The organism is Streptomyces boncukensis (assembly GCF_011045075.1).
Taxonomy (GTDB): Bacteria; Actinomycetota; Actinomycetes; order Streptomycetales; family Streptomycetaceae; genus Streptomyces; species Streptomyces boncukensis.
The window spans coordinates 1-5829 of record NZ_JAAKZZ010000466.1; the positions used below are offsets into that span (position 1 = coordinate 1).

Annotated in this window: 6 protein-coding genes; 1 reads left to right on the plus strand and 5 read right to left on the minus strand. The window is 73.7% G+C overall.

Going from position 1 to position 5829, the window contains the following annotated elements; genetic code table 11:
- Positions 1–121 precede the first annotated feature (121 nt).
- On the plus strand, positions 122–1525 hold the full coding sequence (locus tag G5C65_RS29730) for a pyridoxal phosphate-dependent decarboxylase family protein (protein ID WP_165302145.1): 1404 nt from the start codon (positions 122–124) through the stop codon (positions 1523–1525).
- Positions 1526–1602: 77 nt separating this feature from the next.
- Here the strand turns inward: G5C65_RS29730 and G5C65_RS29735 are convergent, their stop codons facing one another.
- The 5 genes from G5C65_RS29735 to G5C65_RS29755 form a co-directional block, all read right to left on the minus strand.
- Positions 1603–1845: a hypothetical protein gene (locus G5C65_RS29735; RefSeq protein ID WP_165302146.1), complete on the minus strand. Its 243-nt coding sequence runs from the start codon at positions 1843–1845 to the stop codon at positions 1603–1605.
- Positions 1846–1862: 17 nt separating this feature from the next.
- Positions 1863–2132 (minus strand): hypothetical protein, encoded by a 270-nt coding sequence (locus G5C65_RS29740; RefSeq protein ID WP_165302147.1) that lies wholly within the window; start codon positions 2130–2132, stop codon positions 1863–1865.
- 74 nt (positions 2133–2206) lie between these two features.
- Positions 2207–2473, minus strand: a complete 267-nt coding sequence (locus G5C65_RS29745; RefSeq protein ID WP_165302148.1) for a hypothetical protein — start codon at positions 2471–2473, stop codon at positions 2207–2209.
- 222 nt (positions 2474–2695) lie between these two features.
- Positions 2696–3742, minus strand: coding sequence for a LacI family DNA-binding transcriptional regulator (locus G5C65_RS29750; protein WP_165302149.1), 1047 nt, complete (start codon positions 3740–3742; stop codon positions 2696–2698).
- Between the two features lie 179 nt (positions 3743–3921).
- Positions 3922–5817: a glycoside hydrolase family 127 protein gene (locus G5C65_RS29755; RefSeq protein WP_165302150.1), complete on the minus strand. Its 1896-nt coding sequence runs from the start codon at positions 5815–5817 to the stop codon at positions 3922–3924.
- Between the last annotated feature and the right edge of the window lie 12 nt (positions 5818–5829).

The following is a 5829-nucleotide window of genomic DNA, read 5'->3' on the forward strand; positions in this document are numbered from 1 at the left end:
CGCTCAGCGCGGCGAGCCCGTGGGGCAGCAGTTCGGGTGGGGGGAGCCACAGCAGCCTCGTACGAGTGGTCATTTCGTCGCAATTCATGATGTGCACAGGAGGCGCACTTACTGTCGGTGTATGAGTGAAGACTTCGCAGCCGTCGCGGCCACGGCGGCCGAGCGGCTGGCGGCACACTGGCGGGACCTGGCCACGGGCGAGCTTCCGGTAGTGCCGCCCGGCGGGCCCGGCACCACGAAGAAGGCGCTGCCCACGACGGCGCCGGAACACGGCGAGGACCTGACCGAGATCCTGAACGACACCTGGCACACGATCGTTCCGCAGCTGGTCCACTGGCAGCACCCGGGCTTCCTCGGCTACTACCCGACCAGCAACTCCCCAGCCTCGGTCCTGGCGGAACTGGTCGCGGCGGGCCTGGGCGTGCAGGGCATGCTGTGGTCGACCTCCCCTGCGGCGACCGAGCTGGAACAGGTGGTCTGCGACTGGCTGGCCAGGGCGCTGGACCTGCCGGAGACGTTCCTGCACTCCCCGGGACGGGGCGGCGGAGTGATCCAGGACGGCGCGTCCTCCGCCGTCCTGGTCGCCCTCGCCGCCGCGCTCCACCGCGCCTCGCACGGACGCTGGCGCACCCACGGCACTGAGGGCCGCTACCGCGTGTACGCCGGCGACCAGGCCAACTCGTGCGTGGCCAAAGCCGCGCGGATCGCCGGGGTCGGGGACGTCGTCCACGTCCCCACCGCGCCGCACACGCACGCCCTGGACCCGGCCGCACTGGCGGACCGCCTCGACGCGGACCGGGCCGTCGGGCTGGTGCCCGCGGCCGTGGTCGCCACCCTGGGCACCACGGCCACCTGCGCCATCGACCCGATCGCCGAGATCGGCCCGGTGTGCCGCGAGCGCGGAGTGTGGCTGCACGTGGACGCCGCCTACGCGGGCAGCGCCGCCCTGTGCCCCGAACACCGCTATCTCAACCGCGGCCTTGAGCACGTCGCCTCGTACGCGGTCAACGCCCACAAATGGATGCGCACCGGCACGCCCTGCGACGTGCTGTGGGTCGCCGACCGGCAGGCGCTGACCGAAGCCATGAGCACCGCCCCCGCGTACCTGCGCAACGCCGCCACCGACTCCGGGAGGGTCGTCGACTTCAAGGACTGGCAGACCCAGCTGGGCCGCCCGATGCGTGCCCTGAAACTCTGGTACGTGCTGCGCGCCCACGGCCTGCACGGCCTGCGCGAGGCGATCCGCCACGACATCGCGCTGGCCGAACACCTGGCGCGCCTGGTCGACGACGAATCCGGCTTCCACCTCGTCACCCATGCGCTGGGACTGGTGGTCTTCCGGTGCGACAGCGACCAGCGAACCCTTGAGCTGACCACGCGCCTGGCCGCCGAGCCGAGCCTGCTGTGCACCCCGGCCACCGCCTACGGGCGCCCGGTGCTGCGCGCGGCCGTGGGGGCGCCGTACACCAGCAAGGACACCATCACCCGCGCCTGGTCCACCATCCGCGCCCACGCACGCACCTGACACCGCCCCTCCGCCGCCGGTGCCGCGCTCACCGAGGACGGTGGGCGTCGGCACCGGCGGCACGGACCACATCGGGATCACAGCCCCACCGGGCGGACACCGATGTAGTCGATCAGCTCACTGCTCACGCTGCCCTGCTTGACGATGCCCTGCCCACTCACCTGCAGGGCCCGGCAGCCGTCCCCGACCCGGGCCCCCGGGGACAGGAGCACAATGTTGCAGAGCATCACCGGCCGCTGCTCGGCCTGGTTGGAGTCGGCCGCGGCGGTTCCGGCCGAGGCCAGCACCGAGGCCAGCGCCGTCAGCGACAGCAGGCTCATACCGGTCCGGCGCATGCTCAGCCCCCCGCGGTGGCCGGAACAGCGACTTCCAGCCGGTTGATCAGATCCACGTCCCGGGTGTGCGACTTGAGGACCTCCTGCTCGGCGCCTTGCCGGGCCGCACAGACACTTGTGGAACCGGAGGCGGACAGTGGGCCGGTGCCGCACATCATCGACGGGCTGTGCACGTTGACATTGGTGTCCGCCGCCGCCGGGCCTGCGGCGGACAGAGCGAGCACGCCGACCGCCATCGCGACCGTCGCGCCCACGAGTTGGCGAGAACCCATACAAGAACTCCTGACATCGGAGAAGAGTGGAGAGGAAACGGCTTGCCGGCCGCCCGCATGGGCGATGCCGGAACTCAGCCCACCGGCACGTCGAGCGGGGCGATGACGACCGCGTAGTCGATGACGTCCGTGCTCTGCGTCCCGTGCTTGACGACCCGCTGCTTGACCTGCTGATCCGTGACGCACGGCCGCGCCTGACCGGTCAGCGACAGCGGCGCCGAACCACACACCATCGGCGGATCCGCCACGTTGTCGTTGCCGTCCGCATACGCGACGGACGCGGAGCCCGCCATCAGTAGACCTGTGAACGCGGTGACGACGGCCCGCCTGCGCATACCCATCCATACTCCTTGGACTTGTCGGACGTGTGAGGTGAAATGACCACCGCCCCATCAACGCGCCGGCAGCACTCGGGACACGCCCACGTCACCGGCGCACTGGCGCCCCCCCACACCCCCCGCCGTGCGCGCGCGCTCCATGAGGTCGCGTCCAGGCGACGAGCAGCGACTCGGGTCAAGCCCGGATGGCGCGTTCGGAACGACGACCGTCGTTCGAAACTCTGGTCATACGAACGCACCCGGCGGAGCCGTGCTGCTCCGCTCCACAAGCTTCGTCGGCAGCTCGGTCCTGCCGAGCCCGGCCCCGGCGCCCTCGTCCCGGAAGCGCAGCAGCTGCCCCAGCGCCGCGGCCGCCATCTCCGCCAGCGGCTGCCGCACGGTGGTGAGCGCGGGCGTGACCCACGCCGCCTCCGGCAGGTCGTCGAAGCCGACGACGCTCACATCGCGCGGGACGCACAGCCCCTGTTCGGCGAGCGCCCGGCAGACGCCGAGCGCCATCGGGTCGGAGCAGGCGAAGACGGCCGTGGGCGGCTCGGGCAGCGCGAACAGCTCCCGGGTGCGCTCGCGGGCCAGCGCGGGGTCGAAGCCGGCGTAGCGGACGTACTCCGCGCGCACCCGGACCCCGGCCTCCGCCAGCGCGGCGCGGTAGCCCGCCACGCGGTCCCCGCCGCTCCCCTTGCCGCGGCAGCCGCCGACTACGGCGATCCGCTCGTGCCCGAGCGCCAGCAGATGCGCGACGGCGCGGTGCGCCCCGGCCCCGTCGGCGGCGCCGACGGCGGGCACACCGGGCGGCGGGTCGACGACCGGGGCGATCATCGCGTACGGGACGCGGTGCTGCTCCAGCCAGGCGTGGTGGGTGGGCGCCAGCTCCGCGAGGTTGAACAGCACGCCGGAGGTGCCGCGCAGCGCCAGCCGGTCGAGCCAGCCGCGCACCGGCCTGCCGCCCCGGGTGCGGGTGAGCCCGGCCGAGATCATCACCTCCAGCCCTGCCCGGTGCGCCGCCTCCTCCACGCCCCGCAGCACGGCCCCGGACCAGGGGCTGTCCAGGGAGTGCAGCACCAGGTCGACCATCCTCGGCGGGTGCCGGGGAGTGAGGCGGGGGCGGCGGACGTAGCCCAGCGCGTCCAGCACCTCGGTCACCCGGCGGCGGGTGTCGGGCGCGACGTCCTCGCGCCCGTTCACCACCTTGGAGGCCGTCGGGATGGACACCGAGGCCGCCCGCGCCACGACGGCGAGGGTGGGCCCCGCCGGTCTGGGGTCGGTGCGCGTCATTTTCGCTCTCCTCTCGATACCGGGGATCGCTAGACGAACGCGCTTCACATTACGGCCGGCGCGGTATTCGTTGAAGTCCCGGAAACCGGCGAGAAATTCTTCGCGGCCGGTATGTCGAACCGCTCGAAATCTCGGTCGACATTGAGGGGCAATGCGGCGAATTCCGCGCGGCGCCCGGCTCAGCCGTCCTGCCGGGGAATCCATACGCGCATCGCGCCGTCCGTCCGGTTCGCCCACGCGTAGTACGGCACGGCCGTCAGGTCCCCGGTGGTGAGCACGGTGACGCCGCCGAGCAGATCCGGGCGGCGCTCGGCGGCGAGCGGCGCGTCAGGGTCGACGCGTACGTCGGACATCGCCACGCCGCCGGGCAGGTCCTGCTCCTCCAGGCAGTACACGAGCGGCCCGTACTCCAGCGCCACACAGCCGCGCACGGCGTCCACCCGGGGGCGCGGCCGGGTCAGGCGCGGCGCGAGCGGCAGGTCCAGCAGCACGGTCTCGCCGGGCTGCCAGCGGCGCCGCAGCCGCAGCCAGCCGTCGGGCGTCGACGCGGCGTCGAGGGGCGCCCCGTCGAGGACGGCGGGAGCGCCCTGCCCGCTCCGCGCCCACTCGGGGATCCGCAGCGACAGCGTCCACTCCTCCCCCGCCGGGGCCTCGGTGACGGTCACCGCGATCCGCCCGGACCACGGGTACCCGGTCTCCACGGAGACGGCGCCGCCGCCCGCCGCGTACGCGCCGGTGGCGTACTGGTGCAGCTGGAGTCCGCCCGCGCCGCTCGCCCCGCTTGCCCCGCTCGCCCCGCTTGCTACGTAGTGCGGCAGCGAGGCCAGCAGCCGCATGGCGTTCGGCGGGCAGCAGGCGCAGCGGAACCACGGGGTGCGGCGCGCTGCCTGGTCGCTGTGCGGGTGCGCCTCCTCGCCGTCCTCGCGCACCTGGAGCGGGTTGACGTACAGCCAGCGCTCGCCGTCCAGGCCGACGCCGGAGAGGAAGCCGTTGAACAGGGTGCGCTCGGCCAGGTCCGCGTACCGGGCCTCGCCGGTCAGCAGCGCCATCCGCCAGCAGAACTGCACGGAGGCGATGGCCGCGCAGGTCTCGGCGTACGCGCGGTCCGGCGGCAGCTCGTAGGGGTCGCCGAACGCCTCGCCCTCGTGCCGTGCGCCCAGCCCGCCCGTCAGATACGTCTTGGTCCGGGCCATGGCCGACCAGAGCCGCTCCAGGGCCGTGCGCAGCTCCGGCTCGCCGGTCTCGGCGGCGATGTCGGCGGCCCCCGCCAGCAGGTAGAGCTGCCTCACGGCGTGGCCGGTGACGGTGGGCGCCTCGCGCAGCGGCGCGTGGTCCTGCCAGTAGGCGGCCCCCGGGTCCCGGTCGTGCCCCCGGTCGGTGCCCAGCGAGTCGGCGAGGGCGCCGTGGCCGCGCCGGTCGAGGAAGTACCCGGCGAGCGAGAGCCAGCGCCGCTGCCCCGTCTCGCGGTACAGCTCCACCAGCGCCGTCTCGATCTCCGGGTGGCCGCCCACCCCGTCCACCGCCTTGCCGCGGCCCGCGCCGAACGTGGCGTCGATGTGTCCGGCGAACCGCTCGGCGACGGCGAGCAGGGCGTCCTGACCGGTGGCGCGGCGGTGCGCGACGGCGGCCTGGATCAGATGGCCCGCGCAGTACAGCTCGTGGCCCCAGGCCAGTTCGCGCCAGCGCAGGTCGGGGCGGCCGAGCTGGTAGTACGTCTGGAGGTAGCCGTCCTCGTCCTGCGCCGCGGCGAGCAGCGCGGCGATCCGCCCCAGCTCGGCGGCGAGCACGGGGTCAGGCGCGTCCGCGTACTGCCAGCAGGCGGCCTCCAGCCACTTGTGCACATCGGAGTCCTGGAACTGGTAGTCCCCCGAGAACCCGCCCGGCTCCGCCCCGGCGGCGGCCCGCAGATTGCGGAGGTTCCCCGCCTCCTCCAGCTTGCCGGGCCCCTGCGGGATGCTGGCGGCGGCGTTCACACGGCGGCGCTCCGCCCAGAATCCCCCGGTGATACGGGCGGCGGACGCGGGGCGGAGCGCCGTGTGCGCGGTTCCTGTGAGGCGTATGGGTCCGGTGCTCATGCGGGTGCGCTC